The organism is Labrys sp. KB_33_2 (genome assembly GCF_052114505.1).
GTDB lineage: Bacteria > Pseudomonadota > Alphaproteobacteria > Rhizobiales > Labraceae > Labrys.
Genome location: NZ_JBFREW010000007.1, coordinates 186,642 through 212,311 on the forward strand (window position 1 = coordinate 186,642; position 25,670 = coordinate 212,311).

General features: G+C 63.3%; 29 protein-coding genes and 2 pseudogenes. 13 read left to right on the top strand and 18 right to left on the bottom strand.

Going from position 1 to position 25,670, the window contains the following annotated elements; genetic code table 11:
* The first annotated feature begins 12 nt into the window (after positions 1-12).
* The 4 genes from exbB (at position 13) to AB4037_RS14800 (ending at position 3,025) form a co-directional block, all read left to right on the top strand.
* Positions 13-1,008 carry a tonB-system energizer ExbB gene (gene exbB / locus AB4037_RS14785; protein ID WP_434957314.1) on the top strand — a complete coding sequence of 332 codons (996 nt, stop codon included), beginning with the start codon at positions 13-15 and terminating at the stop codon, positions 1,006-1,008.
* A 5-nt stretch (positions 1,009-1,013) separates the two neighbouring features.
* Entirely contained in the window at positions 1,014-1,451 is a 438-nt protein-coding gene (exbD, locus tag AB4037_RS14790; RefSeq protein WP_441772034.1) for a TonB system transport protein ExbD, read from the top strand.
* Complete coding sequence (locus tag AB4037_RS14795; RefSeq protein ID WP_434957316.1) at positions 1,448-2,332, top strand: TonB family protein; 885 nt, start codon at positions 1,448-1,450, stop codon at positions 2,330-2,332. The genes exbD and AB4037_RS14795 overlap by 4 nt, the downstream gene beginning before the upstream one ends.
* A gap of 183 nt (positions 2,333-2,515) precedes the next feature.
* Entirely contained in the window at positions 2,516-3,025 is a 510-nt protein-coding gene (locus AB4037_RS14800; RefSeq protein ID WP_441772035.1) for a Dps family protein, read from the top strand.
* A gap of 39 nt (positions 3,026-3,064) precedes the next feature.
* On the opposite strand, the gene AB4037_RS14805 is transcribed toward AB4037_RS14800, so the two are convergent.
* The 7 genes from AB4037_RS14805 to AB4037_RS14835 form a co-directional block, all read right to left on the bottom strand.
* Positions 3,065-3,523, bottom strand: a complete 459-nt coding sequence (locus tag AB4037_RS14805) for a cytochrome c-type biogenesis protein (protein ID WP_434957318.1) — start codon at positions 3,521-3,523, stop codon at positions 3,065-3,067.
* A gap of 3 nt (positions 3,524-3,526) precedes the next feature.
* Positions 3,527-5,512 (bottom strand): heme lyase CcmF/NrfE family subunit, encoded by a 1,986-nt coding sequence (locus AB4037_RS14810; protein WP_441772036.1) that lies wholly within the window; start codon positions 5,510-5,512, stop codon positions 3,527-3,529.
* Positions 5,509-5,964 (bottom strand): cytochrome c maturation protein CcmE, encoded by a 456-nt coding sequence (gene ccmE / locus AB4037_RS14815; protein WP_441772037.1) that lies wholly within the window; start codon positions 5,962-5,964, stop codon positions 5,509-5,511. The genes AB4037_RS14810 and ccmE overlap by 4 nt, the downstream gene beginning before the upstream one ends.
* The gene (gene ccmI / locus AB4037_RS14820) at positions 5,961-7,103 is read right to left on the bottom strand and encodes a c-type cytochrome biogenesis protein CcmI (protein ID WP_441772038.1); all 1,143 of its coding nucleotides are present in this window, start codon (positions 7,101-7,103) and stop codon (positions 5,961-5,963) included. Before ccmI ends, ccmE begins: the two co-directional genes overlap by 4 nt.
* Positions 7,104-7,350: 247 nt before the next feature.
* The gene (locus AB4037_RS14825; protein WP_434957322.1) at positions 7,351-7,749 is read right to left on the bottom strand and encodes a hypothetical protein; all 399 of its coding nucleotides are present in this window, start codon (positions 7,747-7,749) and stop codon (positions 7,351-7,353) included.
* A gap of 247 nt (positions 7,750-7,996) precedes the next feature.
* Positions 7,997-9,421 carry a sensor histidine kinase gene (locus tag AB4037_RS14830; protein WP_441772039.1) on the bottom strand — a complete coding sequence of 475 codons (1,425 nt, stop codon included), beginning with the start codon at positions 9,419-9,421 and terminating at the stop codon, positions 7,997-7,999.
* On the bottom strand, positions 9,418-10,092 hold the full coding sequence (locus AB4037_RS14835; protein ID WP_068296769.1) for a response regulator transcription factor: 675 nt from the start codon (positions 10,090-10,092) through the stop codon (positions 9,418-9,420). The genes AB4037_RS14830 and AB4037_RS14835 overlap by 4 nt, the downstream gene beginning before the upstream one ends.
* Before the next feature lie 502 nt (positions 10,093-10,594).
* On the opposite strand from AB4037_RS14835, the gene AB4037_RS14840 reads away from it, so the two are divergent.
* Both AB4037_RS14840 and AB4037_RS14845 read left to right on the top strand, forming a co-directional pair.
* Entirely contained in the window at positions 10,595-11,449 is an 855-nt protein-coding gene (locus AB4037_RS14840) for a S1 family peptidase (RefSeq protein ID WP_441772040.1), read from the top strand.
* A 166-nt stretch (positions 11,450-11,615) separates the two neighbouring features.
* Positions 11,616-12,352 (top strand): annotated as a pseudogene (locus AB4037_RS14845) (S1 family peptidase).
* Between the two features lie 77 nt (positions 12,353-12,429).
* Here the strand turns inward: AB4037_RS14845 and AB4037_RS14850 are convergent.
* The 4 genes from AB4037_RS14850 to AB4037_RS14865 all read right to left on the bottom strand — a co-directional run bounded on the left by AB4037_RS14850 (position 12,430) and on the right by AB4037_RS14865 (position 15,102).
* Positions 12,430-13,146, bottom strand: coding sequence for an MgtC/SapB family protein (locus AB4037_RS14850; RefSeq protein ID WP_441772041.1), 717 nt, complete (start codon positions 13,144-13,146; stop codon positions 12,430-12,432).
* A 310-nt stretch (positions 13,147-13,456) separates the two neighbouring features.
* A complete protein-coding gene (locus AB4037_RS14855; protein ID WP_434957327.1) occupies positions 13,457-13,615 on the bottom strand; it encodes a hypothetical protein in 159 nt (52 codons plus the stop codon).
* A 481-nt stretch (positions 13,616-14,096) separates the two neighbouring features.
* The gene (locus tag AB4037_RS14860) at positions 14,097-14,588 is read right to left on the bottom strand and encodes a YcgN family cysteine cluster protein (RefSeq protein ID WP_441772042.1); all 492 of its coding nucleotides are present in this window, start codon (positions 14,586-14,588) and stop codon (positions 14,097-14,099) included.
* 58 nt (positions 14,589-14,646) lie between these two features.
* The gene (locus AB4037_RS14865) at positions 14,647-15,102 is read right to left on the bottom strand and encodes a VOC family protein (protein WP_434957329.1); all 456 of its coding nucleotides are present in this window, start codon (positions 15,100-15,102) and stop codon (positions 14,647-14,649) included.
* Between the two features lie 229 nt (positions 15,103-15,331).
* Between AB4037_RS14865 and AB4037_RS14870 the strand changes: the two genes are divergently transcribed.
* Genes AB4037_RS14870 through AB4037_RS14880 form a run of 3 tightly spaced genes read left to right on the top strand, consistent with a single transcriptional unit; the run spans position 15,332 to position 18,653 of the window.
* Positions 15,332-17,521, top strand: coding sequence for a transglycosylase domain-containing protein (locus AB4037_RS14870; RefSeq protein WP_441772043.1), 2,190 nt, complete (start codon positions 15,332-15,334; stop codon positions 17,519-17,521).
* On the top strand, positions 17,518-18,129 hold the full coding sequence (locus tag AB4037_RS14875) for a DUF1214 domain-containing protein (protein WP_441772044.1): 612 nt from the start codon (positions 17,518-17,520) through the stop codon (positions 18,127-18,129). Before AB4037_RS14870 ends, AB4037_RS14875 begins: the two co-directional genes overlap by 4 nt.
* The gene (locus AB4037_RS14880) at positions 18,126-18,653 is read left to right on the top strand and encodes a DUF1254 domain-containing protein (protein WP_441772045.1); all 528 of its coding nucleotides are present in this window, start codon (positions 18,126-18,128) and stop codon (positions 18,651-18,653) included. The genes AB4037_RS14875 and AB4037_RS14880 overlap by 4 nt, the downstream gene beginning before the upstream one ends.
* A gap of 15 nt (positions 18,654-18,668) precedes the next feature.
* On the opposite strand, the gene AB4037_RS14885 is transcribed toward AB4037_RS14880, so the two are convergent.
* The 3 genes and pseudogenes from AB4037_RS14885 to AB4037_RS14895 form a co-directional block, all read right to left on the bottom strand.
* Entirely contained in the window at positions 18,669-19,007 is a 339-nt protein-coding gene (locus AB4037_RS14885; RefSeq protein WP_441772109.1) for an ADP-ribosylglycohydrolase family protein, read from the bottom strand.
* A 15-nt stretch (positions 19,008-19,022) separates the two neighbouring features.
* A pseudogene (locus tag AB4037_RS14890) lies at positions 19,023-19,337 on the bottom strand (ADP-ribosylglycohydrolase family protein); the annotation flags it as partial.
* A gap of 12 nt (positions 19,338-19,349) precedes the next feature.
* The gene (locus tag AB4037_RS14895) at positions 19,350-19,511 is read right to left on the bottom strand and encodes a hypothetical protein (protein WP_441772046.1); all 162 of its coding nucleotides are present in this window, start codon (positions 19,509-19,511) and stop codon (positions 19,350-19,352) included.
* A gap of 8 nt (positions 19,512-19,519) precedes the next feature.
* On the opposite strand from AB4037_RS14895, the gene AB4037_RS14900 reads away from it, so the two are divergent.
* The gene (locus AB4037_RS14900; protein WP_441772047.1) at positions 19,520-19,759 is read left to right on the top strand and encodes a hypothetical protein; all 240 of its coding nucleotides are present in this window, start codon (positions 19,520-19,522) and stop codon (positions 19,757-19,759) included.
* A gap of 278 nt (positions 19,760-20,037) precedes the next feature.
* On the opposite strand, the gene AB4037_RS14905 is transcribed toward AB4037_RS14900, so the two are convergent.
* The 3 genes from AB4037_RS14905 to AB4037_RS14915 are packed head-to-tail and all read right to left on the bottom strand — an operon-like array spanning position 20,038 to position 22,923.
* Positions 20,038-20,388, bottom strand: coding sequence for a DUF1491 family protein (locus AB4037_RS14905; RefSeq protein WP_434957337.1), 351 nt, complete (start codon positions 20,386-20,388; stop codon positions 20,038-20,040).
* The gene (locus AB4037_RS14910) at positions 20,385-21,182 is read right to left on the bottom strand and encodes a peptidoglycan-binding domain-containing protein (RefSeq protein ID WP_441772048.1); all 798 of its coding nucleotides are present in this window, start codon (positions 21,180-21,182) and stop codon (positions 20,385-20,387) included. Before AB4037_RS14910 ends, AB4037_RS14905 begins: the two co-directional genes overlap by 4 nt.
* Positions 21,175-22,923 carry an ATP-binding protein gene (locus tag AB4037_RS14915; RefSeq protein ID WP_441772049.1) on the bottom strand — a complete coding sequence of 583 codons (1,749 nt, stop codon included), beginning with the start codon at positions 22,921-22,923 and terminating at the stop codon, positions 21,175-21,177. The genes AB4037_RS14910 and AB4037_RS14915 overlap by 8 nt, the downstream gene beginning before the upstream one ends.
* Before the next feature lie 353 nt (positions 22,924-23,276).
* Here AB4037_RS14915 and AB4037_RS14920 point away from each other — a divergent pair, with 353 nt between their 5' ends.
* Both AB4037_RS14920 and AB4037_RS14925 read left to right on the top strand, forming a co-directional pair.
* Positions 23,277-23,579, top strand: a complete 303-nt coding sequence (locus AB4037_RS14920; protein ID WP_434957340.1) for a hypothetical protein — start codon at positions 23,277-23,279, stop codon at positions 23,577-23,579.
* Positions 23,580-23,620: 41 nt separating this feature from the next.
* Positions 23,621-24,040, top strand: a complete 420-nt coding sequence (locus AB4037_RS14925; RefSeq protein ID WP_441772050.1) for a SufE family protein — start codon at positions 23,621-23,623, stop codon at positions 24,038-24,040.
* Positions 24,041-24,186: 146 nt separating this feature from the next.
* On the opposite strand, the gene AB4037_RS14930 is transcribed toward AB4037_RS14925, so the two are convergent.
* Complete coding sequence (locus AB4037_RS14930; protein WP_068288823.1) at positions 24,187-24,606, bottom strand: MucR family transcriptional regulator; 420 nt, start codon at positions 24,604-24,606, stop codon at positions 24,187-24,189.
* A gap of 655 nt (positions 24,607-25,261) precedes the next feature.
* On the opposite strand from AB4037_RS14930, the gene msrB reads away from it, so the two are divergent.
* The gene (gene msrB / locus AB4037_RS14935; RefSeq protein WP_434957342.1) at positions 25,262-25,669 is read left to right on the top strand and encodes a peptide-methionine (R)-S-oxide reductase MsrB; all 408 of its coding nucleotides are present in this window, start codon (positions 25,262-25,264) and stop codon (positions 25,667-25,669) included.
* The last annotated feature ends 1 nt before the right edge of the window (position 25,670 follow it).

Here is a 25,670-nt window from a genome sequence, read left to right on the forward strand (position 1 = left end):
AACAGGACGAAGATGTATCCCTACCTCCAGAACCGCTGCCGCCCATCCCTTGCCATCCGTCATAACATCGTGGTGGCGTCGGTGCTGCTGCTCCCGCCAGGCGTTGCGCTGGCTCAGGCGCCGGCGTCAGCTCCCGGGTCTCCGGTCGAGCCCGGACAAGTGACACCGCCCGTGCCGCCCCTTCCGGCATCCGCACCGGACGCGGCGCCGTCACCGGCGCCCGCCTTCCTCGAAGATCCGATCGGAGCCGTAGGTCACCTGTTCGAAGCGATGCCCGCATCGGGGCCAGGCCACGACCTCTCGCCCTGGGGCATGTTTCTGGCCGCCGATTGGGTGGTGAAGACAGTGATGCTCGGGCTTGCATTCGCCTCGCTGGTGACCTGGACGGTGTGGCTGGCCAAGACAGTCGAGATCGCCTGCGCCGCCGCTCGCGCCAAGCGAGCCCTTGCGGCAATCGCCGGATCGACGGACTTGTCGCAAGCCATGCACGCCCTCACCGGTCGTGGCGGGCCGGGAGCGGCCATGGTGCGCTCGGCGGAGGATGAATTGCGTCGGTCGCTGCCGGCCCTCGACCATGCCGGCAGCGACGGGGTGAAGGAGCGCGTCGCCTCCCGCCTCTCGCGCATCGAGGCGCAGGCGGGGCGCCGGCTGACCCGGGGCACCGGCATCCTGGCCACCATCGGCTCCACCGCACCCTTTGTCGGCCTGTTCGGCACGGTCTGGGGCATCATGAATGCCTTCATCGGCATCTCCCGCACCCAGACCACCAATCTCGCGGTGGTGGCGCCCGGCATTGCCGAGGCCCTGCTGGCGACCGCGATCGGCCTGGTTGCCGCCATACCCGCCGTCGTCATCTACAATCTCTTCGCTCGCGCCGTCGCCGGCTATCGGCAACGTCTGGCCGATGCCACGGCCGCGGTGGAGCGCCTGGTCAGCCTCGAACTGGACCTGCGCCGCATACCAATCCCCGACACCACGGCCGCAAGAGCCGCCATGGCGGCAGAGTGATCGCCATGGCGGGAGGATTGCGCGAAGACAGCGGAATTGAGCTTACCGAGAACCACGAGATCAACGTCACACCCTTTATCGACGTCATGCTGGTGCTATTGATCATCTTCATGGTGGCGGCACCCCTATCGACCGTGGATATCGCCGTCGACCTTCCGGTATCCACGGCCATGCCGGTGGAGCGCCCCGACAAACCGCTCTATCTGACGCTGAAATCCGACCTGTCGCTCGCACTCGGCAATGAGCCGGCCCAGCGCGAGACCCTCGCGGCCTCTCTCGACAATTTCACCGCCAATGACAGGCGGGCCCGCATCTTCCTGCGGGCCGACAAATCGGTGAGCTACGAGCAGCTGATGACTCTGATGAACCAGCTGCGCGAGGCCGGCTATCTCAAGATTGCGCTGGTCGGGCTGGAGAGTGTGCCGGAGGACGCGCGGCCGTGACCGATTGGGCCATTACGGATCATGGCAACCGCGCCGCCGATCTGGCGTTGTGGGTTGGCGCCGGCCTCCTCACGCTGGGAATCCATCTGGGGGCGGCGGTCTGGTACCTGCAGCCATCGCCAGCAGCGCCGGCAGCCGATGCGCCCCCGCCAGCGATCATGATCGAGTTCGCGCCGATGCCTGAGGCAAGGGAGACCCAGGCGAACGAGATTTCTCCCGATCTGCGCCCGGCGGAACCCCAGGCAGCAAGCGAGGCGGTCACGACACCCGAGGAAGCCGTGCCGCCCGAGCCCGTCAAGGAAGTCCCGGCTCCCGAACCGGTGACGGAGGCGGCCAAGCCCGAGCCGACGATGGAAACGACCCAGACGCCTGTCGAGCAGGCCGAGGTTGCGCTTCCCCAGGAGCGGCCCGTGCAAAAGCAGGCGAAGCAGGAGACCGCGCGCCGGGAAGAGCCAAAGAAGCCTCTCAAGCAAAAGCCGGCCAAGCCTCGTCGCCAACAGGCTCAGGAGGCCTCGAAAGCGGCCGTCGAGGCACAGGTCCAGGCCAGCCAGTCCAGCCGCAATGCCGCCCGGCAAACCAGCTCCAGCCAGGTGTCCGGCCCGGCGCCGGCGCAGTGGCGCTCACAGTTGATCGCGCATCTGGAACGGCGCAAGCGCTATCCCGCCGACGCCCGTTCGCGCGGAGAACGAGGCATCGCCTATGTACGCTTCCGGATCGATGATGCCGGCAACGTCCTCGCCGCCTCGCTCTACCGTTCCTCGGGTTTTGCGGAACTCGATCAGGAGGTGGTGTCCCTGGTCCGCCGCGCCTCGCCTGTTCCGCCTCCCCCAGCCGGCATGAACCGGACGATTACAGCGCCGGTTTTGTTTGATTCAAGATGAGATCGCGCACGAATAACCAAGCGGAGCAGAAAAGATGCCGGGCGGCACGATAGCCGACCAAGTCCGGTCCGCGATGAACCTTGTCGGCCAAGCGATGTTCTATGACGGCCGCCGCTTCCCGTCGCAGGATCCATTACGGATCGGCCGGAGGCGTAGCCACTTCATAGCAAGGGAAATTGCGTAATGGCCAAGGACAAGGCGAAAGCATTGAAGACGGCGGATCTGGGGGTCCCAACCGATCTAGGCTCCAATGCAACCAAGGACTTGTCAGGCGCGCTCACGACGCTGCTCGCCAACGTGTTCACCCTCTATCTGAAGACCAAGAACTTCCATTGGCATGTCTCGGGTCCACATTTTCGCGACTACCACCTGCTGCTGGACGAACAGGCCGAGCAGATCTTCGCCATGACCGACGAGATCGCGGAAAGGGTCCGCAAGATCGGCGATACCACGCTGCGTTCGGCCGGCCATATCGGACGGCTGCAGCGCCTGTCGGACAATGATGCCGATTTCGTCACGCCCGGCGACATGCTTGCCGAGTTGCTCGACGACAACAAACGCCTGATCGGCTTCCTGCGCGAGACCCACGATCTATGCGACGAACACCGCGATGTCGCGACCGCCAGCCTGATCGAAAACTGGATCAGCGAGACCGAGCGCCGGACGTGGTTCCTGTTCGAGACCGGCCGATAGAGAATCGCTCAGGCCGACGGACCCGCGATGGTTCCCGGCCTACCCTTCCCGCTTCAGGATATCGTCGATCCTGGCCTGCTCGTCCGGACTGAGCGGCGCAGGAGCGGCAGCCTGCCGCCGCCGTGTCGACAGGAAGATGGCGATGCCGCCCAGCAGCAATAATATGGGCGGTCCCGACCACAGCGCCAAGGTGCGCCATTCCAGCGGCGGCTTCAGCAGGATGAAATCGCCATAGCGGGCAACCAGGAAGTCCTTGACCGCCGTGTCGCTGTCGCCGGCCTTCAAGCGCTCGCGCACAAGGATGCGCAGATCCTTGGCGAGCGAGGCATTCGAATCGTCGATCGATTCATTCTGGCAAACCATGCAGCGCAACTGCGCCGACAGCGCACGCGCGCGCGCCTCGAGGGCCGGATCAGGCAGAACCTCATCCGGTTGCACGGCCAGGGCCGGCAGCACCATGAGGCCGAGAAAGCAGGCAAGGAGGACGCGCTTCAACATCGTCTACTCGGCCGGCTGCATGGTCTGGGCGACACGACGCGCCGGCTTGGGAGCGCCGACGCGCAGGCGGCGGTCGGATAGCGACAGCAGGCCGCCAAACGCCATGATCAGGCAGCCCAGCCAGATCAGGGTGATCAGCGGTTTGTCATAGAGCCGCGCCGCAATGGCTCCGTCCGGCATGGTATCGCCGAGTCCGATATAGATCTGGTCGAAACCATGGGTACTGATGCCCGTTTCCGTCACGGGCATCTGGCGTGCCGGGTAGAAGCGCTTGGAGGAGGCGATCTGGCCGACCTCGACGCCATCGCGACGAATCACGAATCTCGCCTCTGTGGCTGTGTAGTTCGAGCCGCGCTTGGGCACCGAGCCGACATAGGTGGCCTGGAAGCGGCCGAAACTGGCGGTATCGCCCGGCTTCATCGCCACGATGGTCTCCGACTGCCAGGCCGAGGCGGCGACGATGCCCATCAGCGTGACGCCGACGCCGAAATGGGCAAAGGCCGTACCGAAGGCCGAGCGTGGCAGGCCGGCCCCCCGGCGCAGGCTCGATCCCAGTGTTTCACGGAACAGCTTGATACGCCCGGCGATCTCGACCACCGCCCCCGCCATGATGAAGAAGGCGAGGCCTGCGCCGAGCGGTGCCAGCACCGGCCCGCCCTGCTTGAGCCACAGCGTCACCAACGCAGCCAGGATGGCGAGCCCGATCGCGGCGCCCAGGCGCTGCATGGCGCCCGCCAGATCACCGCGCTTCCAGGCAAGAAGCGGTCCGAACGGCATCACCATCAGCACCGCCAGCATCAGCGGCCCGAAGGTCAGGTCGAAAAAGGGCGGGCCGACCGACACCTTGCCGCCGGTCAGGGCTTCCAGCGCCAGGGGATAGAGCGTGCCGATGAACACGGCAAAGCAGCTTACCGTCAGCAGGAGATTGTTGAGGATCAGCGCGCCCTCGCGGGAGATCGGCGCGAAGATGCCGCCCTGCTTCAGGGCAGACGCACGCCAGGCGAACAGGCTGAGGCCGCCGCCGATGAACAGCACCAGGATCGCCAACATGAACACGCCGCGCTTGGGATCGGTGGCAAAGGCGTGCACGGAGGTGAGCACGCCCGAGCGCACCAGGAAGGTACCGAGCAATGAGAGAGAGAAGGTGAGGATGGCGAGCAGGATCGTCCACACCTTCAGGGCGTTGCGCTTTTCCATCACCAGCGCGGAGTGAAGAAGCGCGGTGCCGGCCAGCCAGGGCATCAGCGAGGCATTCTCGACCGGATCCCAGAACCACCAGCCGCCCCAGCCGAGCTCGTAATAGGCCCAGTAGGACCCCATGGCGATGCCCAGCGTCAGGAAGATCCAGGCCAGCAGGATCCAGGGCCGCACCCAGCGCGCCCAGGCGGCATCGATGCGCCCTTCGATCAGCGCGGCAGCCGCGAAGGCAAAGGCGATGGAGAAGCCGACATAGCCCAGGTAAAGCAGGGGCGGATGGATGGCGAGACCGACATCCTGCAGGATCGGATTGAGATCCTGTCCCTGCATCGGCGCCGGCGTGAGGCGGGTGAAGGGATTGGAGGTGAGCAGGATGAACAGCAGGAAGGCGGCACTGATCCAGGCCTGCACCGCCAGCACGGTCGCCTTCATGGTCGGCGGCAGGTTACGGCCGAAAGCCGCCACCAGTCCGCCGAAAAAGGCCAGGATGAGGACCCAGAGCAGCATCGAGCCCTCATGGTTTCCCCACACGCCGGAGATCTTGTAGATGAGCGGCTTGGCCGAATGGGAGTTCTCGAACACGTTGGTGAGCGAGAAATCCGAGCTGACATAGGCATAGGTCAGCACGCCAAACGCCATGGCGATGAAGAGAAGCTGGAACAGGGCCGAACTGGTACCGATGCGCATCAGGCCGAGATCGCCGGTGCGGGCGCCCCATAGCGGCAGTACCGATTGAATCGCGGCAAGCGTGAGCGCGAGAACGAGTGCGTAATGGCCGGCTTCGACGATCATGGCTTCTTCCCGTAGGCGCCGCCCTCTTCCCAATGGCCTTGCGCCTTCAGCGCATCCGCCACTTCCTTGGGCATGTATTTCTCGTCATGCTTGGCCAGCAGCGTATCGGCCTGGAAGACGCCGGCACTGTCGACCACGCCCTCCGCCACCACGCCCTGGCCCTCGCGGAACAGGTCGGGCACGATACCCGAATAGATGACTTTGATCGACTTGTTGGTATCGGTCACCATGAAGGCGATCTCAGACGCGCTACCGCGCTGCAGGGAGCCCTGCTCCACCAGGCCGCCCAACCGCCAGCGCTGACCCGGCGTGGTCTGCTTGCCGACGATGTCGCTCGGACCGGCGAAGTAGGACATGGTGCCGCCCAGGCTGAACAACACCAGGCCCACCGCAGCCGCGAGGACCACCCCGGCCGCTCCGATCATCGCCAGACGTCTGCCCTTACGCGTCATAGACCCAATGCCTTCGAAAGCTCGTCCATCTGCCTGACGGCATCGGGCGTACTGGCCAGGGCCTTGCGGGCATCGGCAAGTGCATTGCGGGCATTGTCCGCCTGCCCAAGCACGCTATAAGCCTTGATCAGCTTCATCCATTCCTCCGGGCTGCCCCCTTGGGATTTTAACCGCTCAGCCAGCCCGGAGACCATGCCCTGGATCATTTTGCCGCGCTCCTCGGGCGTCATCGTCTGGGCGGCGACGACATCGTCCTTCGAGGGACCCGGACCAACTGCATCGGGAGCGGTGCCATCGGGAGCAGATTTGGGCTGCCCGCCGACCCTGGTGATTTCCTGCCGCAGGAAGTCGGCAGCATCGGGATTGCCGGCAATCAGGGCCTGCCAGGCTTCGATTGCACCCTTCTTGTCGCCATCCTGCTCCTTGGCGAGGCCGAGGAAATAGGCCGCGCGGAATTCCGTGGGATTGAGCTTGACCGCTCGCTGGAAAGCCGCCTTGGCATCGGCCGTCACCATGCGGTCGGCAGCGGCGACGACGGCGACACCGAAATTGGTCTCGCGCTCGGCCGTCGAGCCCAGCAGCCGCAACGCGTTGGCATAGGCCTGCTTGGCATCCTCGAAGCGTCCCTGGCGCAGATAGATCTGTGCCATCAATTCCCAGCCGCGACCATCCTCCGGATTCTCCGCCAACTTGGCTTCCACCCGCGCCACAAGTTCATCGAGCGAAGCGTTCTCGATATTGCTGTCCAGGCGGGCCGCAAGGGGCTGATCGGGGTTCGACGGCGAGCCGAGATAGGCATAGAGCCCGAGGCTGAGCAGCGGCACGGCGACAAGGACGATGCTCGCGGCAAGCCTGCGCCGCCCGATAGCCGCCTGTGCGGCGGGCTGCCGACCTTTCTCGAGCTTCTCTCCCTCGTCGGCCTCGATCAGCCGGCGCGAGACCTCGATGCGGGCGGCCTGTGCTTCGCTCTTGGCGATCAGCCCGCGCTCGAGATCGCGATCGATCTCGGCCAATTGGTCCTTGTAGATGGCTATGTCGGATGCCTGCGGCGTCAGGGCGCTACCGCGCCGCGCCAGCGGCCACAGCAACGCCAGAGCTGCGAGGCCGGTCATGGCGGCCAGGGCTATCCATAGGAGCATGCGAAATCTCTTGCGCTGGCCATAAGGCCTAATTTGGGCGCGTCACACGCGCAAACACGCAGTATCACGCAATGCAATTTGGTGGCGTGCGCGGCTACACGCCCCTTCACCCGACTATCGCCGGAGCAAAGCGCGTCCATGGCTGAACACCTGTCTGCTCCAACTCCTTGTCTTCAAGCCAATCCAACGGATTGGCTTGAAGAGCATGTTCGCGGCTCTCAGCGCTTCCGTCCAATCGCAAAACGCCTTAGCTGTTGACCCAGCCGCCATCCGGCTGCCGGCACGCCGTCGAACGTGCGACACTCGGCACGCCTTCCTTGTAGATGGTCTGGGAATATTGCCGGCACTGGGCTGCGCCCTGGTTCTGCAGAGGCCCGGCGACCGCGCTGCCATGCGTGGAGGCGTTGCTGTCGCTCTTCCAGTCGACGCTGACCTTCGCCTTGCCATCCAGGGCCGTGCGACGAGCCTGTTCGGCCCGGGCTCGGTCGGCAGGATCGAGACTGTCGAGGATCGGCGAATTGCTGGTGGCGGGCGTGGGTGGCGCAGCGGCGACATTTGGCTGGGTGGTCGAACCGGTAAGCCCACATCCTGCCAGCGGCAGCGCCACCAGAGCCAGGCCAAACAGCTTGACGATCGATTTTGTCATAGGACCCCTAACCCAGAGCAAAGGGCGTTCATGACTGAACACTCATCTGCTCCAACTCCCTTTTTTCGACGCGCCTTGCGATTCGAGCTGATCCCATCAAATCGCAAAACGCCTTGAGCGGATACTGTCGGCAGCCTTACACGCAAAAACGCCCCGCGCCAACCATCTCACGGTGTCGCAAGACCCTGCTGTTCCGAACGTTACGAGAAAGTGAACCGCTTCGGTGCCCGTGGGGGCCGCGGGGGGGCTAGACTGTCGCCCCCTCGCCACTCCGCGAGGAAGGCCGGGCGCCGGGTGGCGGCGCCGATCCCTGAAGGGCGGGAATATCGAGAATGGCCCGTAAACCGCCGATCGGTGCTTCGTCGAGATTGAAGCGACCGCCATAGAGCGAGACAAGATCCTGCACGATGGCAAGACCGAGGCCGGTACCCGGCTTGGTTTCGTCAAGCCGCTTGCCGCGCTGGCCGACCTCGGCGCGTTTCTCGGGAGACAGGCCCGGCCCGTCGTCGTCGATGACGATGCGGGCGAACAGGACGCCATCCAGGTGAAAGGCCTCGGCCTGGATCATGACCTCGCTGATCGCCCATTTGCAGGCATTGTCGATGAGATTGCCTGTCATCTCCTCGATGTCCTGCTTTTCGCCGCGGAAACGCAACGCTGGATCGACCTGCACCTTGATCTTCAGGCGCTTGACGGCATGGATTTTCTCCATGGCCCGGACCAGCCCCTCGATCACCGGCACGATCTCGGTCACCGTTCCGACCACGCTGACGGCTGCGGCGATACGCGCGCGCTGGAGATGATGATCGATCTGCTTGCGCATCACGCCGACCTGCCGGCCGACCTGTTCGGCCAGCGCGCCCGCCGGCGCCGCGCCCGCCTCATTGGCGATCACCGACAACGGCGTCTTCAAGGCATGGGCGAGATTGCCGACATGGGTACGCGCCCGTTCGACCACCTCGCGGTTGGCATCGACCAGGGCATCCAGCTCACGCGCGAGCGGCACGATCTCGTCGGGCAGGTCGGGTGGCAGCTTGGCCGCCTCGCCGGTACGCATGCGGGCCAGCGCACCGCTGATGCGCGAAAGCGGCCTGAGGCCGAAGCGCACCTGTAGCAAAATGGCGGCGAGCAGTCCGACCCCAAGTGCTGTGAAGGTCAGCAGCAGCGAATATTGAAAGTCGGAAATGGCACTGTCGATCTCGTCGGCAGGGCCCGCCAGGGTCACCCGGTAGCGGCCATCCTCGCCGAGATCGATGAGGCGCTCGACGGCGCGCAGCCGGCGATCGTCCGGGCCCTTGATGTAGCCCTCGCGGACACCGCTGGGCTCGTCGGGCGTATTCGGATCGTCCAGGCTGGGCAGAGTTGCCTCGAACAGCGATTTGGAGCCGTTGGAAGCCGGCTTGTCGAGGCGGTTGATCTGCCAGTACCAGCCCGACAGCGGCAATTCGAAACGCGGCTCGCCCATGGCGCCGGGCGCCGTGCGGTCACCCACATCGGCGCCGGCGATGTCAGCCACCAGCGTCTTGAGATAGACATGCAGGCGTTCGTCGAAGGAACGCTCGGTCGCATGCTGGTAGACGGACGAGAGCACCACGCCCGCCACCACCAGCACCACCACCACCCAGGCCGCGGCGGCGACGAAGAGGCGGAAGGCCAGCGAACGCGTGGTCATACGCGCATGGCGTCCGGTGGTGTGAGTATATAGCCCATGCCCCGCACGGTCTGGATCACATCCACACCCAATTTCTTGCGCAGGCGACCGACGAACACTTCGATCGTATTGGAATCGCGGTCGAAATCCTGGTCGTAGAGATGTTCGACCAATTCGGTGCGCGAGACGACGCGCCCGGTATAGTGCATCAGATAGGCCAGCAGGCGATATTCGTGCGAGGTGAGCTTGATCGGATTGCCGTCGACCACGACACGGCCGGCGCGGGCATCGAGGCGGACGGGACCGCAGACCAGTTCGTTGGTGGCGTGGCCGGTGGTACGGCGGATGAGCGCCCGAAGACGGGCCAGGACCTCCTCCATGTGGAAGGGCTTGGCGACGTAATCATCCGCACCTGAATCGAAGCCCATCACCTTGTCGGACCAGCGATCCCGAGCGGTCAGGATCAGGACAGGCATCACCTTGCCGGCGCGGCGCCAGCGATCAAGCACTGTGATGCCATCGAGCTTGGGCAGGCCGACATCGAGCACCACGGCATCATAAGGTTCGGTATCACCGAGGAAATGGCCTTCCTCGCCATCGAAGGCCCGGTCAACGGCGTAGCCTGCCTCCTCAAGCGCCTTGACGAGTTGGCGGTTGAGATCCTGATCGTCCTCGACCACGAGAAGCCGCATCGGTATTCCTTTACTTCACACCCACGACTTCGCCGGTCTTGGCGTTGATCGTCGCTCTTATAACCCGCCCATCGGTCCCCAGAAATGTGACGACATAGCGGTAATTGCCAGGGTCTCCACATAAATTGCCGTCTATCATTTCCCCCTTTACAGCACGTCGAGCCGCCCCCAATGCCGAAAGAAGAGGCACGATCGTACCAGACTTCACGAGCGGGCGTGCCTCGCTGAGGCTGACGCAAGCGGCCATTGCCGGCTGCATCGCGCCAAACCACCCAAGTCCCAGAGCCAAGACCATCACCAAGGAAGATATCCGCCCCATCCTCATCCTTCTGCTATAGCGCTCTGCGATATGGTCGCCTCATGCGGAGAAATACAAAAACGCGCCGAAACAAGGAGTTAGAACAAAGCAGCATTTCCGCTTGGCGCGCCTTGCTCTAGATTCTGCCGTGATTCCCCTCGATTCGAGCCATCATCATCATTCTGCAGGGCCTCTGAACACGGCATGAACGTAATGCTCAATTCCGCCTTCCGCCAGCAGGAGCGCCCTGTCAATCCACCGGGCTCAGGCTGGTTCACGCGCGGGTCGGGTCGGTCACGCATACTGATACCGAAGTCGATCCTGGCCCTGCGCTCGCTCGCCGCGAGCCTTTTGGTCTTGGCCATGGCTCTCGCATCAGCGCCACCGGCCTACGCCATCGTCGGCGGTACGCCAGCAGCGGCCGACATGGCCCGTCACGTCGTGATGATCGTCTCCGATCGCGGCAGTTTCTGCTCGGCCAGCGTCATCGCACCCGATCTCCTGCTGACGGCAGGCCATTGCGTGCGCAAGGGCGCCAATTACCGCTTGCTGACCTATCAGGCCGGCAAGCCGGTGCTCTCGCCGCTCGGCAATGTGGCTGTTCACCCTCAGTTCGATGCCAAGGCCTATGACAAGCGGCATTTCACCATCGATCTCGCTCTGGTGAAGCTTGACGCGCCCCTGGCCGGCTACGCCCCGCTTCCGCTTGCCGCCGAAGCGGGCATTGCGGGTGCGGTGTATCGCGTCGCCGGTTTCGGCCTGACCGCCCAGAATGCCGGCAAGAGCGGCGGCGTCCTGCGCGAGATCGCGCTGGAGGGAGCCCCGCCCATCTCCAGGGTGCAGTTGCGCCTGCGTGAGGGCAGCGGGCTCGGTGGCGCCTGCCAGGGCGATTCGGGCGGTCCGGTGCTGCGCGAGGGCATGCTTGTCGGCGTACTCGCTTCCGCCGTGGGCGCCAATAGCGGCCGGGGCTGCGGTGGCATGACGGGTGTAGCCCTGCTCGGCACCGCCCTGCCCTGGATACGAAGCAGTGCGGCGCGGATGGGGGCCTCCCTGCCGTGACCACGCGTTTGAGATCCTGCAGCTTCTTTGCGATCGAGCTTGAGGCTCGATTGGCAGGAAGCCGCTTGGGCGCGCAACAATTTGGTTTTGGTTGGAAATGCTCTACAGCTTAGCCATGATGAAAACCCGCCTCGCCGTCGCTGTCATGTCCCTTGTGGCCTTCACCATGCCAGCCCTGGCGATCAAAGGCGGTCGCGACGTCACCGATCCCACGGGCGTCCGCAGCCATGTCGTGCAAATCACGGGGCCGAGCGGCACCAAATGCAGCGGCACGGTGATCTCCCGCAAGCTGGTGCTGACGGCCGCTCATTGTTTTCTGAGCGGGCATGGCGACTATCGCATCCGTGCCCTCGACACCCAGTTCCGCTTCCGCTTCGCCGAGGCGACACAGGTGGCGATCCATCCTCAATTCGACGTCACGGCGCTCGGCACCTCGGCGGCCATCAACGACATCGCCCTGATCCGGGTCGACCATGAATTTCCCGATTGGCGGTACCCGTGCCGCTGGCCTCGCGCATCGCCGATGATGGCAGCTTCGTCGACGTGCAGGTCGCCGGCTTCGGTATGAGCCGCGATCGCGTGGTCAGCAGCGCCGGCAAGCTGCGCGAACGGCGCTTCGACATGCTGGACCAGATCGACAGCAAATCCCACCAGCTCTTCCTGATCGATCACAAGGCGACCCGCCGCACCGTCAACAACAACGGCATCTGCCGGGGCGATTCGGGTGGGCCGGTGTTCCAGCGCCAGGGCACAAACTACGTGCTGGTCGGCGTGATCTCGGCCGTGATGGGCGGCAAGGGGCGCGATTGCGGCACGATCACCACCGTTACCGCCGTCTCGGCCTATCGCTCCTTCATCGAGACCATGGCCGACAGAGCTGGCTCACCCGTGCGCTTCCAATAGCCGTGATGGCCATTGCGCGTGTTTGCCGGGTAGCGATCTCAGATTCCGCCACCGTTCCTGCGCCTCCTCGCTGACCTTCATTCCTGCGTGCTGCTTTCCCAGGTCGCATGGGAAACCCCATGTTCGCGCTCGAGATGGGCAACGACACCGTCGAGCTCCTTGGGATCGACCGCCGTGCTGACGAGGGTAGCGACCACCTCGGCCATGTCGTCACCCCGATCGAACAGCTCGACATCGCCGACGGGATATTGCGCGGCCTCCAGATGCTCCACCAAGAGTTCGCGGATGGCGGGAACCGAAGCCCGGCTGGTGGTCACCCGCACTTCATAGATTGCTTCGGAACGCTGCGCATTGATCGGGATGCGATTGATGGCATTGACCAGCGGGCGCAACAACGTATTGCCGGCAATGACGAAGAGCGTCAGCAGCGCGCCCTCCGCCACCATGTCCGCCCCCGTGCAGGCTCCGACCGCAGCCGAGCACCACAGCGTCGCCGCCGTGTTCAGGCCGCGGACATTCATGCCCTCCTTCATGATCACGCCCGCGCCCAGGAAACCAATGCCGGACACGACATAGGAGATGACTTTGACGGCCTCTTGCGGGCCAGCGATGCGCATGGCCAGATCGACGAAAGCGGCCGCTCCCAACGCTACGAGCACATTGGTCCGCAAACCTGCCGTGCGCTGGCGATATTGGCGCTCCGCCCCGATGAGAGTGCCGAAAACGAAGGCGCTGAACAGACTCACCACCGTGTCGAGAAACGGATAGAGGGTAAAAGTTTCGACGAATTTCAAGACACGGACCTTCGGCTGATCGGGCAATAAGCTCGGAGGACGCGACCGGCACGCCCCGGCGCTGCATTGAGATGCCTCTCTCGGCGGTCAGCTGCAGCCATTCCCGACGCATAGGCTCAATACATGCGGGGAGCGATATGCCCTATCAGCATGTCACATTTAATACATATGATATGACCACGAGACCGGCTCTGGGGATCACCGAAACAGCAGCCCGATAGCGAACGGGCGATCACCAGGCAAACGCTTCCTTCCCTGGGTCCGCAATTCCAGGACCTAGGCTTGGAAGACGAAGTGACATGGGCTGCGCCTAGAAAAACGAGGCGAGGAACAACGCGGAAGCGGCGATCACGACGAAGGACAGGGTCGAAATCGCAAAACTCAGATGCCGTCCAGCCGCCGTAGGAGTCACCCGGCCGAAGCCCGACAGCCGCTCAGGACGATCCAGAACCAGTTGTGCGCGTGTCATCAATCTTCCCCCGAATCTGATGTTCATCACGCGCTATTTCGAACACCGCGCGCGCATTCGTTCCGTGCGAAAACGCACAAACTCCGCTTCCCGGCAAAACATGTTTACCAAAGAGTAAACTTAGTATTCGTGCGATCTCAAACCGGCATGGATAGGGCAACATGCAAGATCATGCCCGCCAAGATCATAAGAACGGCAGCAGAGCCGATGTCGACAAGCGTTTCCATCCCGCGACTCCTGTTGAATGACGCCAAGATAATCGTGCTGTGTTGCTGGAATGCTGCGCGAGTGGGGCAATTCCCAGGATCTCCGCGCCGTCATGTTTGCCTACGCCGGGCCGGCAGAGTCCCTCGTCCGTGAGATCCCACGCATGTCGGCTCGCTCGAACGGGGTCCGCCACCTTCGCGGGAAGATAGGGCTGCAGGAGCTCCATCCTGACGAGTCTGGCTCTATGGCGTCGAAACGGCTTGCAGGACCGGCTTCAGCGCCTACGGGCGGCCTTGGGTACGCGCGCTGGCCAGCGCACCACATGCTCTTCCCACTCGCCCTCGCCCACCTGCTTGTCGTCGGCCTTGACCTTGCCGCGAACCGAGACCTTGGCCTGGTGCACGGTGTCGGGGTCGCCCGAAACCAGCGGATGCCACCAATAGAGATCCTCGCCATCAGCAACCAGCCGATAGGCACAGGTCGGCGGCAGCCAATCGATGGTGCGCACCAGTTCGGGCGTCAGCGTGACACAATCGGGAACATGGCGCTTGCGATGCTCGTAATCCGAACATTGGCAGCTATGGCATTCGAGCATGAAGCAGGCGACATCGGTGAAATAGGTGTCGCCGGTTTCCTCTTCCTCCAGCTTGACCAGGCAGCAGCGGCCGCAGCCATCGCAAAGGCTCTCCCACTCCTCCGGCGAGAGCGCCTCCAGCGGCTTGGTTTTCCAGAAAGGCTTCGAAGGCTGTTCCATCGCCGTTGCCATAGCCGAACAGCCGGCCCGAGTCACCCTTCGAGGATAGCTGCTGGAGGCGCAAGGCGCTTCAGCAGGCCATCTTGCGCATGCCCTCCTCGATTTCCGCGGCGGTGAGATCGCGCTGATGGGTAGCGATCGACCAATGATGCCCGAAGGGATCCTTGATCACGCCGTAGCGGTCGCCCCAGAACATGTCCTGCACCGGCATCGCCACCTCGGCCCCCGCTTCGACCGCGCGGGCGACGAAGGCATCGACATCGGCGACGAAGAGATGGAGGGTCACCGGCGAGCCGTTGAGGGTCTTGGGCGAGAGCATGCCATAATTCTTGTTCTCATCGACCAGCATGACGGAGCAGCCGCAGACCTTGATCGAGGCATGCATCAGCTTACCGTCCGGTCCGGGCAGGCGGATCATCTCTTCGGCACCGAAGGCTTTCTTGTAGAACTCGATGGCATCGGCGGCGCCGTCACAGATGAGATGCGGTGACAGGACGTTCATGCCGTGCGGGGCGATCTCAGTCATGGTCTTCCCTCCTCATGGGCCAGGTTTTGATGGGCCAGGTTTTGCGGACTTGCCCCAAGGACGATGCAGCGCGGATGGTTCCGACAGCGATGAGAAATTAATTCTGCAGGCCATGTTGTTTGCCATGCCAGCGGAAAATCGCGGCGGTGAAATTGCAGGCCTTTCAGGATCGGCGACCGGGGGTTAGACTGGTTGTCCCGACGTCTTTCGCGTACCGGTTGGTTCCATCGTGCCTGAACGCAAGCCAGAGCCGTCCTTTCGAAAGCGCCTGAGCCGCGCCGCCCTTCGTCTGGACTCGTGGCTCGACAACGCCGTCTACGCGTCGTGGCAGAAAGTGCGGGCCGGGATCGAGCGCGGCTCCGACATCTCGAACAGATTTCAGGTCTCGGGCTGGCGCCGGCTGCTGGTGGAAGTCGGCTGCGAGGGGCTGACCCTCGGCACTGCCGGCCTGATTTTCGGCCTGATGCTGATGCAGCCGGCAATCCGCCAGATCGGCGACGACTGGCTGCGCCGCGCCGACATCGCCGTCACTTTCGAGGATCGCTACGGCACCATCGTCGGCCAGCGTGGCATCCGCAGCAATGACAGCGTGGCACTGGCCGATATGCCTGATTATGTCATCAAGGCCGTGCTCGCCACCGAGGATCGGCGCTTCTACGATCATTTCGGCATCGATGTCATCGGCACCATGCGCGCACTCACCGTCAACAGCCAGGCAAGCGGCGTGGTGCAGGGCGGTTCCTCGATCACCCAGCAGCTCGCCAAGAATCTCTTCCTGTCCAACCAGCGCACGCTGGAGCGCAAGATCCGCGAGGCCTATCTGGCGCTCTGGCTCGAGGGGCATCTGAGCAAGGACGAGATTCTCAAGCTCTATCTCGACCGCGCCTATATGGGCGGCGGCGCCTTCGGCATCGAGGCGGCCGCGCAATATTATTTCGGCAAGTCGGTGCGCGACGTCTCCCTTGCGGAAGCCGCCATGCTGGCGGGCTTGTTCAAGGCGCCGACCAAATACGCGCCGACCAACAATCTGGCGGCTGCCCGCGGGCGCGCCAATCAGGTGCTCTCCAATCTCGTGGATGCCGGCTTCATGACCGAGGGCCAGGTTTCCGGCGCCCGCCGCAATCCGGCGACGCCGGTCGACCGGGCGCGCGAGAAGGCCCCCGACTATTATCTCGATTGGGCCTATGGCGAAATCGCCGATCTCGCCGATGACGGCGCTTTGAGCAGCGAATCCGTCTTCGTCGTGCGCACCGCGCTGGATCCCGCCATTCAGGCCGCCGCGGAAAACGCCCTGGAATCGAACCTGCGCCAATATGGCAAGGACTATAACGTGCACCAGGGCGCCATCGTGATCATGGAGCCCGACGGCGCCGTGCGCGCGATGGTGGGCGGGCGCGATTACAGCCAGAGCCAGTTCAACCGCGCCACGGACGCGTTGCGCCAGCCCGGTTCCTCCTTCAAGCCTTTCGTCTATGCCACCGCCCTGATGAACGGCTTCACGCCCAAATCCATCGTGGTGGATTCGCCTGTCTGCATACGGAACTGGTGTCCCCAGAATTTCGGCCACAAATTCTCCGGCCCGATCACGCTGACGCAGGCCATTACCCGCTCGATCAACGTCATCCCGGTCAAGATTTCCCTGGCCCTCAGCAAGAGCGCCGCCGATGGCCGGCGCATGATCATCGAGACGGCGCGAACCATGGGCATCGAGACGGAGCTCAAGGAGTCCTGGGCCTTGCCCATCGGGGTCGAGGCCGTCAACCTTCTGGAGATGACCGGCGCCTACGGCGTTTTCTCCTCCGGCGGGCACAAGGCGCCTCCCCATGCCGCGCTGGAGATCCGCAATGCCAAGGGCGACCTTCTCCATAAGTTCGATCCCGCCCGCGAGGACCCGGTGGTGATCGATCCCAAAGTGATCGCCGACATGAACGGCATGCTCAACAGCGTGGTCGAAAACGGCACGGCCAAGCGGGCCCAGTTGCCTGGCATCAAGGTGGCCGGCAAAACCGGCACCACCAATTCCTACCGCGACGCCTGGTTCATGGGCTTTACCGGCAATTTCATTGGTGGAGTCTGGTTCGGCAATGACAATTTCCAGCCCATGGATGAGATGACCGGTGGCTCGCTCCCCGCAATGACCTGGCAGCAGGTGATGGCCGTGGCCCATCAAGGCGTGGATATCAGGCAAATACCCGGCGTTGCCCCGTTCCCGCCGGGGCAGCAACCCAGCAAGGCGGAGCAGCCAGCGCCCGATGCCACCGGCGCAGCCCAGGAGGCCCCCGCCGCGCCACCGGTTCTCACCCGCAACGCCACACAGATCTTGCGCGATGTCGCCGTCCTGATCGAGCAGGCCGACCGCGTCCCTGCCAAACAGGCGGCCCAGATGCGTCGCCCAGCGCCGGTGTCGGCGATCGAATGAAGGGCTTTGGCACGATCATAGGGCTGGTCTACGCCCTTGCCCTCGGTGGCGTCTTGGGCCTTGGCCTCACCTGGTGGGCAACCGGGTCCGATTTCCAGCTCGGCGCCATGCGTCTCGGTCCCTGGACCGCATGGCCCCTGACCGACCCACTCGGAGCAGATCGCTACAACCGGGCCCGCATCGCTCGCAGCGGGGACCTGCCGCTCGGCCCCGGCGAAGGCCTTGCCTTCACCGCGCGGGAAGATTCGGAGGGGCGGGCGCTTGACGGGGCCTGCCGCTATCGCCTTGCGGCCATGCTGCCCCAAGCGCGCTGGTGGACCATTACTCTCTATGACCGATCCGACAATCTCGCGCGCAATCCCAGCAACCGGGCTGGTTTCACCAGCGCTGCTGTCCTGCGCGACGAAGAAGGCAAGGTCACCGTCGCCGTGGCGCCCGATAGCCAGCCCGGCAACTGGTTGCCCAGCTCTCCCGGTCCGATGAGCCTGGTCCTTCGTCTTTACGACAGTCCCGTCTCGACGGGCCTCGCCACCGAATTCGGCGCGGGGAGAGCCGTTGCCGTTCCAGCGATCGAGCGGCTCGACTGCGCCACTGGAGACAAAACGTGATCCGCTGGCTGTTATGGACGCTTGCGGGGCTGCTCATCGGCGTCGTGGTGCATCTGACCACGATCGTCGCTTTGCCTCGCCTCAGCGGACAGACCGGCTTCCAACGCGCAGGCGCGATCGCCCCGCTCGGACGTTTCGTCGTACTGCCTCCCGACAAGACCCCGTTGCCACTGCCGGATCCGGCTATCGTGACGGCCTTCTGCCGCTATGACCTGGCCGATGGCCCAGTTCATGTGCATGTGCCGCTGAATGCCGGCTTCCTCTCGGTGTCGTTCTATACGCCGGCAGGCCTCAATTTCTACACGCTGACCGACCGGGCGGGCGCAAACGGCGCCCTCGACATGACCTTGTTCACGCTGGCCCAGCTTGCCGAGATCAGGGCCAAGCAAGGCCCCGACCTACCGGTCGCCTTGCGTCTTCAGGCGCCCGAACCGACGGGTCTGATCGTGGTGCGCGCGCTCGTCCCCGAACCGACGCAGCAGGCCGATGTGGAACGGGCACTGGAGCCGGCAAGCTGTCGCTGACCTTCCAGCATTCTGTCAGTCGAGCGCGAGGGAACGGGCAGTCACGATAATGCTGTCGCCCCACAAGACCTTGTGCTGCCAGGCAGGCGGGACGTTGCTGCGTCCCCGAAGAGCACCGGCCAGTTGGCCCGTCACGGCACCGATCGTATCGACATCGCCTCCCAGATTGACCGCATGCACGCCGGCCTCTCTGAAGCAGGTCGACTGACTGACGGCCCACAAGGCAGCCTCGAGCGTGTGCATGACATAGCCAGTGGAGGAAATCTCATCGCGTCCCACCAGCCGCCAATCCGTGCCGGCGCAACGCCTCAGCCGCTCGGGAAGCCCATCCGGCAAGCACCTCGGCCGCAGCACGATTGCCGGCTCGGCACCGTGGGTCAGGCGAGACTGGTCGGCCGCATCCCGCAAGGCTCGCTGCCGATCCCCGCGGGCCGCGATGACCACGGGAACAAGCCTCATCAAGGAACCATTGCCGGCGGTATCGGGGGCAGTCGGGCCAGCGAATGGGTTGCCGTTGGCCTCATATCTAGCCAGCGCGGACGTGGTCACGCCGCCATTATCGAAGCATTCGCCGATCGCGCTCAGATGGCCGTATCGCCACCAATTGACGAAACGGTTCATGCAGTCCCGCGGATCGAGTTGTTTATGCTGCTGAAGACTTGCCGCCAGACACAATGCCATGGAGGTGTCGTCGGTTCAGGCCCCTGCCGGAAGGGCGAACGGTCCACCGCCGACGATGTCGGTCAGGGGAGTTTGGCTGGCACAGGTTGAAAATTCCAGTGTGGTGCCCAGCGCATCGGCGATGGCGAGCCCGAGGAGAGCCCCCTCGGCTCGGTCGAGATGGTCGCTCGAACTCACGCCTTACGATGGCGCTTTCCGCCACCGGTGCCACGACGAGGCTGGGGCGACTGACGATCGTCTTCCACGTGGCGCTCGATGCGCACACCCGTGAAGAACAGGATTTGGGCATTATGCTCGTGTGCCTCGTGCTCGCTCGGCGGGCGCGGGGCTTGGGATTGTTTGGGAAATGGCAGGACGATGCTCATGGCGGGACCTATCAGCAGATTGCACCAGAAATCGAGACTCCGTTCGCTTTGCGGCATTAGCAGATAAGGAAAGTTAACAGTCTGTGTACGTACGCACTAAACACCGCCCGCCGTCACTGCGGCGTGACTCCGATGTGCGATTTTGCACATCGGCGCGCGATATTAAGGCCAAATGGCCCTTTTCGGGCAAAACGCGCCCAACAAAATAGGCGTAGGCCTTTTGGGCATGATGTCCGGCAAGGCATCGTCGGCAGTTCGGCCGGACTATGCACCCAAAGCCGTCGGTTGCGGAATCACGTTTTGATACATTGCAGAATGGTAATCCGGGCGGGCCTGCCTCAGCTTTCCTCGGCAAGGTCGAGAAAATGCCGGCCCTGGCGATCTTCCGCTTCGATCACCCAGAGATCCGGATCGAAGCGGAACTCGCGCTGCAATCGGGTCTCAACATCCAGCGGCGTCGCACCTGCTTGGGTGAGACGGACGAAGCGGCGCACGCCGTCGTCCTCGGTGATGAGCGATTGCGGTGCCGGCCCGTAAAGCACTGCGGTGCCGTCGAGATGGTCGATCTTGACGAAGATCGCTCCGGCCTCCTCCGAACCGCGCTGACGCAGCGCGGCGAAGGCGCCTTCCACCATGGCGCGGCGAAGATAGGCGGCGACGAACAGGCTGGATTTGAGACGCGCGCTCATTCTACCTTGGTACCGGAACGGGCCAATTCCTGCAGCAGCCGTGCCGAGATCTGGCCGGTCACGGGGAGTCCGCGATCCTTCTCGAAACGAGAAATGGCATTGCGCGTATCAGTGGCCATGAAACCGTCGACCTTCAAAGGACCGTAACCCTGCTTGGCCAGGGCCTTTTCCACACCCAGCACGCGCTTGTCGGGCTGGGGACCAGCGGTTGCCGCAGGCTCGCCATTGATGAGCGCGGCGATCTGATCCACTGGCGGAGCCGGCGGTGCTTCGGTGGCTCCGGACTCCGTGGTCAACAAGGGGCTGGAACTGGCGATGATTCTGGTGAGCAGGGCAGGACTGGACTGGCCGTCGACCGGCATGCCGTTATGCTGCTGGAAGGAGCGGATCGCCGCAGTGGTCTTGGGGCCGAGAACGCCATCGGCCAAGCCGTCATAGAGTCCTCGTTCCGCCAGCGCGAGCTGGACGTCGCGCAGCACGGCGACAGCATCCTGGGCCGCGGCATCGGCGGAACTGCGCTCGCCTGCATCGGGTGCCTGGGGCGGCACCGGCACGGAGGGCGCCGACGCGGCAGAGCCACGCTGAGCGATGAAGGGAGACGTATGCGTGCCGTTCTGCAGAGCCAGCGCATTGACCAGGATCGCCAGGCCGAGGCCGCCCATGACGACCAAACCCGCAACCTCGGCCGGACGCTGCAGGACCACCCGCATGACACCGACATAGCGCGAGGGGGTCTCTTCGACCTTATCCGACAGCAGAAAATCGCGATCGGAACGGGCTAACGCTTCACGCACGCTTCTTCCCCAATTCTTCTTCAACAAAATGATCTTGGGCCGCCGGACGTACCGGCAGCGTTTCAATGGTGGCGCCACTGGCGAAGGCGCGGCGGGAGGCCTCACTTTCACAATCGGAGGGCAGCGACACGGTCACGGTGGTGCCATGGCCGATCAGACTGTCGACCTCCATGCCCCCGCCATGCAACTGGGCGAGCCCCTTGACGACGGAGAGGCCGAGGCCCGTGCCTTCATAAGTACGTTCATAATCCTTGGATGGCTTGCCGGCGGTCGACTGGAAGAAAGCTTCGCCCAGCCGCGGCACGTCCTCGCGCGCCACGCCCACTCCGTCATCGGCGACGAAGAGAGCCACGCCATATTTCTCCTGCCGCGCGCCGATGGTGACGTGGCCTCCACGCTTGGTGAACTTGAGCGCGTTGGACATCAGGTTGAGGTAGATCTGGCGGCAGGCGCGCTTGTCGGCAATGATCGGCGGCATGTCGGGCGCGATCGCCGTCTCCAGGGAGATGCCGAGTTCCTGCGCCTTCAGCAGCAGGATATTGCGGCAATTCTCGATGAGATCGCGGATCTGGAAGGATTCCGGCACCAGTTCGAAGCTGCCGCTCTCGATCTTCGACATATCGAGAATGCCGTTGACCATCGACAGCAGATGATGGCCGCTGTCGTGGATCAGACCGGCATATTCATGCCGCCGCTCCGCCGACAGCTTCATCATCTCCTCGTTCAGCATCAGCTCCGAAAAGCCGATGATGGCGTTGAGGGGCGTGCGCAGCTCGTGGCTCATCGTGGCCAGGAAACGGCTCTTGGCGGCGTTGGCCTTCTCGGCCTCGATCTTGGCGTCGATGAGCTGATGCTCATAGGCCTTGCGATCGGTGATGTCCTGCATGACGGCAACGGTCTGGCGATCGTCGTCCTCGCCCAGCGGTCGGCAGCGCATCTCCACCCACAGGAAGACCGGCGCGCCCTCCCCCTTGCGGCGCAGGCGGAATTCGACCGTCGAGCCCAGACCGTCCATCTCGGCGCTGGAGAGCGCCGACAGATAGGCGGGACGGTCGGCAATATGCACATAGTCGAACAGGCCCTGGCCGAGCAGTTCGGACGGTTCGGCGCCAAACAGGGCCTGGGATGCCGGCGAGGCATAGACGACCTGGCCGCGCTTGCCATGCCGGGTCACGAGGTCACTGATATTCTCGGCCAGCAAGGTATAGCGGGCCTCGCCGGACTTCACGAGCTGGCGGTCGTAACGCCGCAGCCGCAATTCCATCAGCACGATGCCACCGACGGCCGCAAGGGCGAGCACGACACCCGATCCGTCGAAGAAGCGGGCCGCAAGAGCCGGCGGCGCTGCGTTCGTGGTTCCCGCCAGCGCTATTGCCATGGCCGTCAGGCCGGCAAGCACCATGGCACGAATGACGATATTGCGCGCACCCGTCAGCAGCGAAATGGCAGGCACAATGGCAAGAAGGGCGTAAGCGGTCGCGCTATGGCCTCCGCTGTGGCGGGCCACCACGCCGGCAAAGCCACACACGGCAAGCACGGTCAACAGCGCCGCGACGTCGAGACGGCCGGTGACCGACAGACGCCAGACGATGGCCAGCAAGGCAGCGACCAGCACCATGACGCCACCGACGCCGAGGCTGGGGCCCCCCGAGAAAGCCAGGAAAGGTGGCACCAGTGTCAGGCCGAACAGCGCCGCTCCCAACAACATGGCAACGAAGGCACCATGCCGGGCTGCTGTCAAGGGATCGTGTTTCGCCGATCCGTGGACCAAACGGTCGACGGATGCCTTGGCGGATATGAACCAATCAAACTGACGCAACGCCCCGGCACGGCACTGTGGCCGCGCTCCCTACATGACCCGTCGACCATGGCAGCGCGTCCTTTAAACGAACCCTAAGAGATCGGCCCTCCCAGGCCGTTCCTGTGCTTAGAAAGGCCTCCAGACGGGCCAAGTGCCAAACATGGTGAACAATTCCTCACCAAGGGCGGCCCGCGCGTTAACCATCCCTTCACTTTGCCGCCGCCCGTGCGGTCCGTCACGCCCGTGTCGATGGTGCTCATGCTAGAATTAGCCATCGATCGGGAGCCCATGACGTGTTCTTCATTCTGCGCATGATGTTCTGGCTTGCCGTGGTTGCCCTGCTGCTGCCGGCGTCGCCGGCCCCGCACGACAGGCAAGCCTCGGCAAATCTGTCGGCCAGTACCTTGGCCGACAAGGCTGTCAGCGCGGCATTGTCCTATTGCGCCACCAGTCCCCAGCAATGCGCCGCCGGCCTGGCCGGTGCCAGGCAGCTCGGTGGCTTGCTGGCCGGCCCGAGCGACGACGTCGCCACCGCCCCGGCCCCGGCTGCTCAGCGCTTTACCGCCCTGCCGCCACCGCGCCCGGCCATTCCCTGAGAAGGCTTTTTCTTCTCCGGCATCTCCCCTATATGAAGGAGATGAGCAGCCAGAACATCGACACCATCATCGAAAACTTCGAGCTCCTGGACGATTGGGAAGATCGCTATCGCTACCTGATCGATCTCGGCAAGACGCTCGAACCCCTGCCGGACGAGGCGCGGACCGCGGCCAACAAGGTGCAGGGCTGTGTCAGCCAGGTCTGGCTCGTCACCCATTGGAAGGATGGGCGCGCAACCTTTCAGTGCGACAGCGACGCCTTTATCGTGCGCGGCCTGTTGGCAATCCTGGTCGCTGTCTATGCCGGCCACACGGCCTCGGAGATCCTGGCCATCGACGCGCTCGAAATCTTTCGCGACCTGCAGCTTCAGGAACATCTCACGCCGCAGCGTTCCAACGGGCTGAAATCATTCGTCGAACGCATTCGCAGCGATGCCCGGCAGGTACTGGTCACGACCTGACCGCTTCCGCATCGAACATCTTGCTAGAGCATCGTGCCAAAAAGTGGACGCCGGCTTTCGGGACGATGCTGTAGATACTTCAAACAACAAGAGCCGGATGCGTGGCATCCGGCTCTTGTTGTCGTTCCGGCATCGCCGTAGCGAAATTACCGTCCCTTGCGGCGACGCTGCTGCCCCAGGCCCATCTGCTTGGCCAGGTTGGAGCGGGCCTGAGCATAGTTGGGGGCGACCATCGGATAGTCGGCCGGCAGAGCCCACTTCTCGCGGTATTCTTCCGGCGAGATATTGTACTGCGTGCGCAGATGACGCTTCAGGGACTTGAACTTCTTACCGTCCTCGAGGCAGATGATGTAGTCAGCCGTCACCGACTTCTTGATCGGAACAGCCGGCTTGGGAGCCTCGGCCGGCACTTCCTGCACGCCGCTGGTGATACGCTGAAGAGCACCATGGACCTCATTGATCAAGCCAGGCAGGTCCGATGCAGCAACCGAATTGTTGCTCACATAGGCCGAGACGATATCCGCCGCTAGCTCGATGAAGTTGGTGTTGTTGGATCCGTCGCTCATGGTAAATCGACTTTCTTTTTTTGGTCTGATTTAACTAAATGTTCACCACCGGCTACACTGCCGCGCCATTCATTAACAGCAGTGCAGGCCATACATCCGCTTCGCAACTTTGGAATCGCGAATTTCGAATTGCGCACTGATGTAAACTCTCAAATCTTATCAATCAAGATCTTTTGCAAGACAAGCATGAATTTTGCACTACGCCGCTTCTGATTACTGCCATGAAAACATGCAACCGCCTACGTAAGACGCGCCCCTATCACAAATGGGTACTGGAACACCCGATCGGACTATCTGATCTGCACTGACAACCGGATAGGTCGCCTCTGGCATCACCACAGACAGCAATTGTAAAAAGGCGCACATGACCAGCGCATTACGCAGCATCGCCGCGACTGCCGCCAATCAGACGCCGATGAGAAAGCTCCGGAGTTAGACCGACTTCCCTTGCGACAATTGCCATCCCGGCAAACAGCAAACGCAAATTTGCAAGCTTGCCTCCGAATTCAACATGACACTGAATTGCGAACTGTCGTCCCACTCCCTATTTACGACGAACTGAATAGTCTTCAAACGCTCGGCTCGTCGAATCAGCCGCAAAGTATGTCTATCGTTTCGATAGCATCCCTTTGCGGCAAAATATTGGGAGACACTTGTGCCAAACAAGAAAGTTAACAAAACAGACACGGAATGGCGGACGCTTCTTTCTCCAGAACAATACCACATTACCCGCGAGCGCGGCACGGAGCGTGCTTTTACCGGGCCGTTCTGGAACTCCAAAGAAAAGGGCACCTATTCCTGCGTCTGCTGCGGCGAGGAATTGTTCCGATCCGATACCAAGTTCGACTCGGGCTGCGGCTGGCCGAGTTACTTCGAACCCGTGCATGCGAATGCGGTAGTCGAGTTGGAGGACAGATCCTACGGCATGCGCCGCGTCGAGATCCGTTGCGCGGCTTGTGATGCCCATCTCGGCCATGTCTTCCCGGATGGTCCGCCTCCCACCGGCCTGCGCTACTGCATCAATGGCCATTCCATGAATTTCACGCCCGACCAGAAGGCATGAG

Coding starts and splice junctions, on each gene's coding strand:
- ccmE (WP_441772037.1), bottom strand. CDS start 5,964: ATGACGCGTAAGGGCAGACGTCTGGCGATGATCGGAGCGGCCGGGGTG.
- AB4037_RS14830 (WP_441772039.1), bottom strand. CDS start 9,421: ATGACCACGCGTTCGCTGGCCTTCCGCCTCTTCGTCGCCGCCGCGGCC.
- AB4037_RS14900 (WP_441772047.1), top strand. CDS start 19,520: ATGGCGCTTTCCGCCACCGGTGCCACGACGAGGCTGGGGCGACTGACG.
- AB4037_RS14875 (WP_441772044.1), top strand. CDS start 17,518: ATGAAGGGCTTTGGCACGATCATAGGGCTGGTCTACGCCCTTGCCCTC.
- AB4037_RS14840 (WP_441772040.1), top strand. CDS start 10,595: ATGAACGTAATGCTCAATTCCGCCTTCCGCCAGCAGGAGCGCCCTGTC.
- AB4037_RS14930 (WP_068288823.1), bottom strand. CDS start 24,606: ATGAGCGACGGATCCAACAACACCAACTTCATCGAGCTAGCGGCGGAT.
- AB4037_RS14835 (WP_068296769.1), bottom strand. CDS start 10,092: ATGCGGCTTCTCGTGGTCGAGGACGATCAGGATCTCAACCGCCAACTC.
- AB4037_RS14825 (WP_434957322.1), bottom strand. CDS start 7,749: ATGACAAAATCGATCGTCAAGCTGTTTGGCCTGGCTCTGGTGGCGCTG.
- AB4037_RS14810 (WP_441772036.1), bottom strand. CDS start 5,512: ATGATCGTCGAAGCCGGCCATTACGCACTCGTTCTCGCGCTCACGCTT.
- AB4037_RS14860 (WP_441772042.1), bottom strand. CDS start 14,588: ATGGCAACGGCGATGGAACAGCCTTCGAAGCCTTTCTGGAAAACCAAG.
- AB4037_RS14905 (WP_434957337.1), bottom strand. CDS start 20,388: ATGAGCGCGCGTCTCAAATCCAGCCTGTTCGTCGCCGCCTATCTTCGC.
- exbB (WP_434957314.1), top strand. CDS start 13: ATGTATCCCTACCTCCAGAACCGCTGCCGCCCATCCCTTGCCATCCGT.
- exbD (WP_441772034.1), top strand. CDS start 1,014: ATGGCGGGAGGATTGCGCGAAGACAGCGGAATTGAGCTTACCGAGAAC.
- AB4037_RS14865 (WP_434957329.1), bottom strand. CDS start 15,102: ATGACTGAGATCGCCCCGCACGGCATGAACGTCCTGTCACCGCATCTC.
- AB4037_RS14855 (WP_434957327.1), bottom strand. CDS start 13,615: ATGACACGCGCACAACTGGTTCTGGATCGTCCTGAGCGGCTGTCGGGC.
- AB4037_RS14925 (WP_441772050.1), top strand. CDS start 23,621: ATGAGCAGCCAGAACATCGACACCATCATCGAAAACTTCGAGCTCCTG.
- ccmI (WP_441772038.1), bottom strand. CDS start 7,103: ATGCTCCTATGGATAGCCCTGGCCGCCATGACCGGCCTCGCAGCTCTG.
- AB4037_RS14800 (WP_441772035.1), top strand. CDS start 2,516: ATGGCCAAGGACAAGGCGAAAGCATTGAAGACGGCGGATCTGGGGGTC.
- AB4037_RS14805 (WP_434957318.1), bottom strand. CDS start 3,523: ATGTTGAAGCGCGTCCTCCTTGCCTGCTTTCTCGGCCTCATGGTGCTG.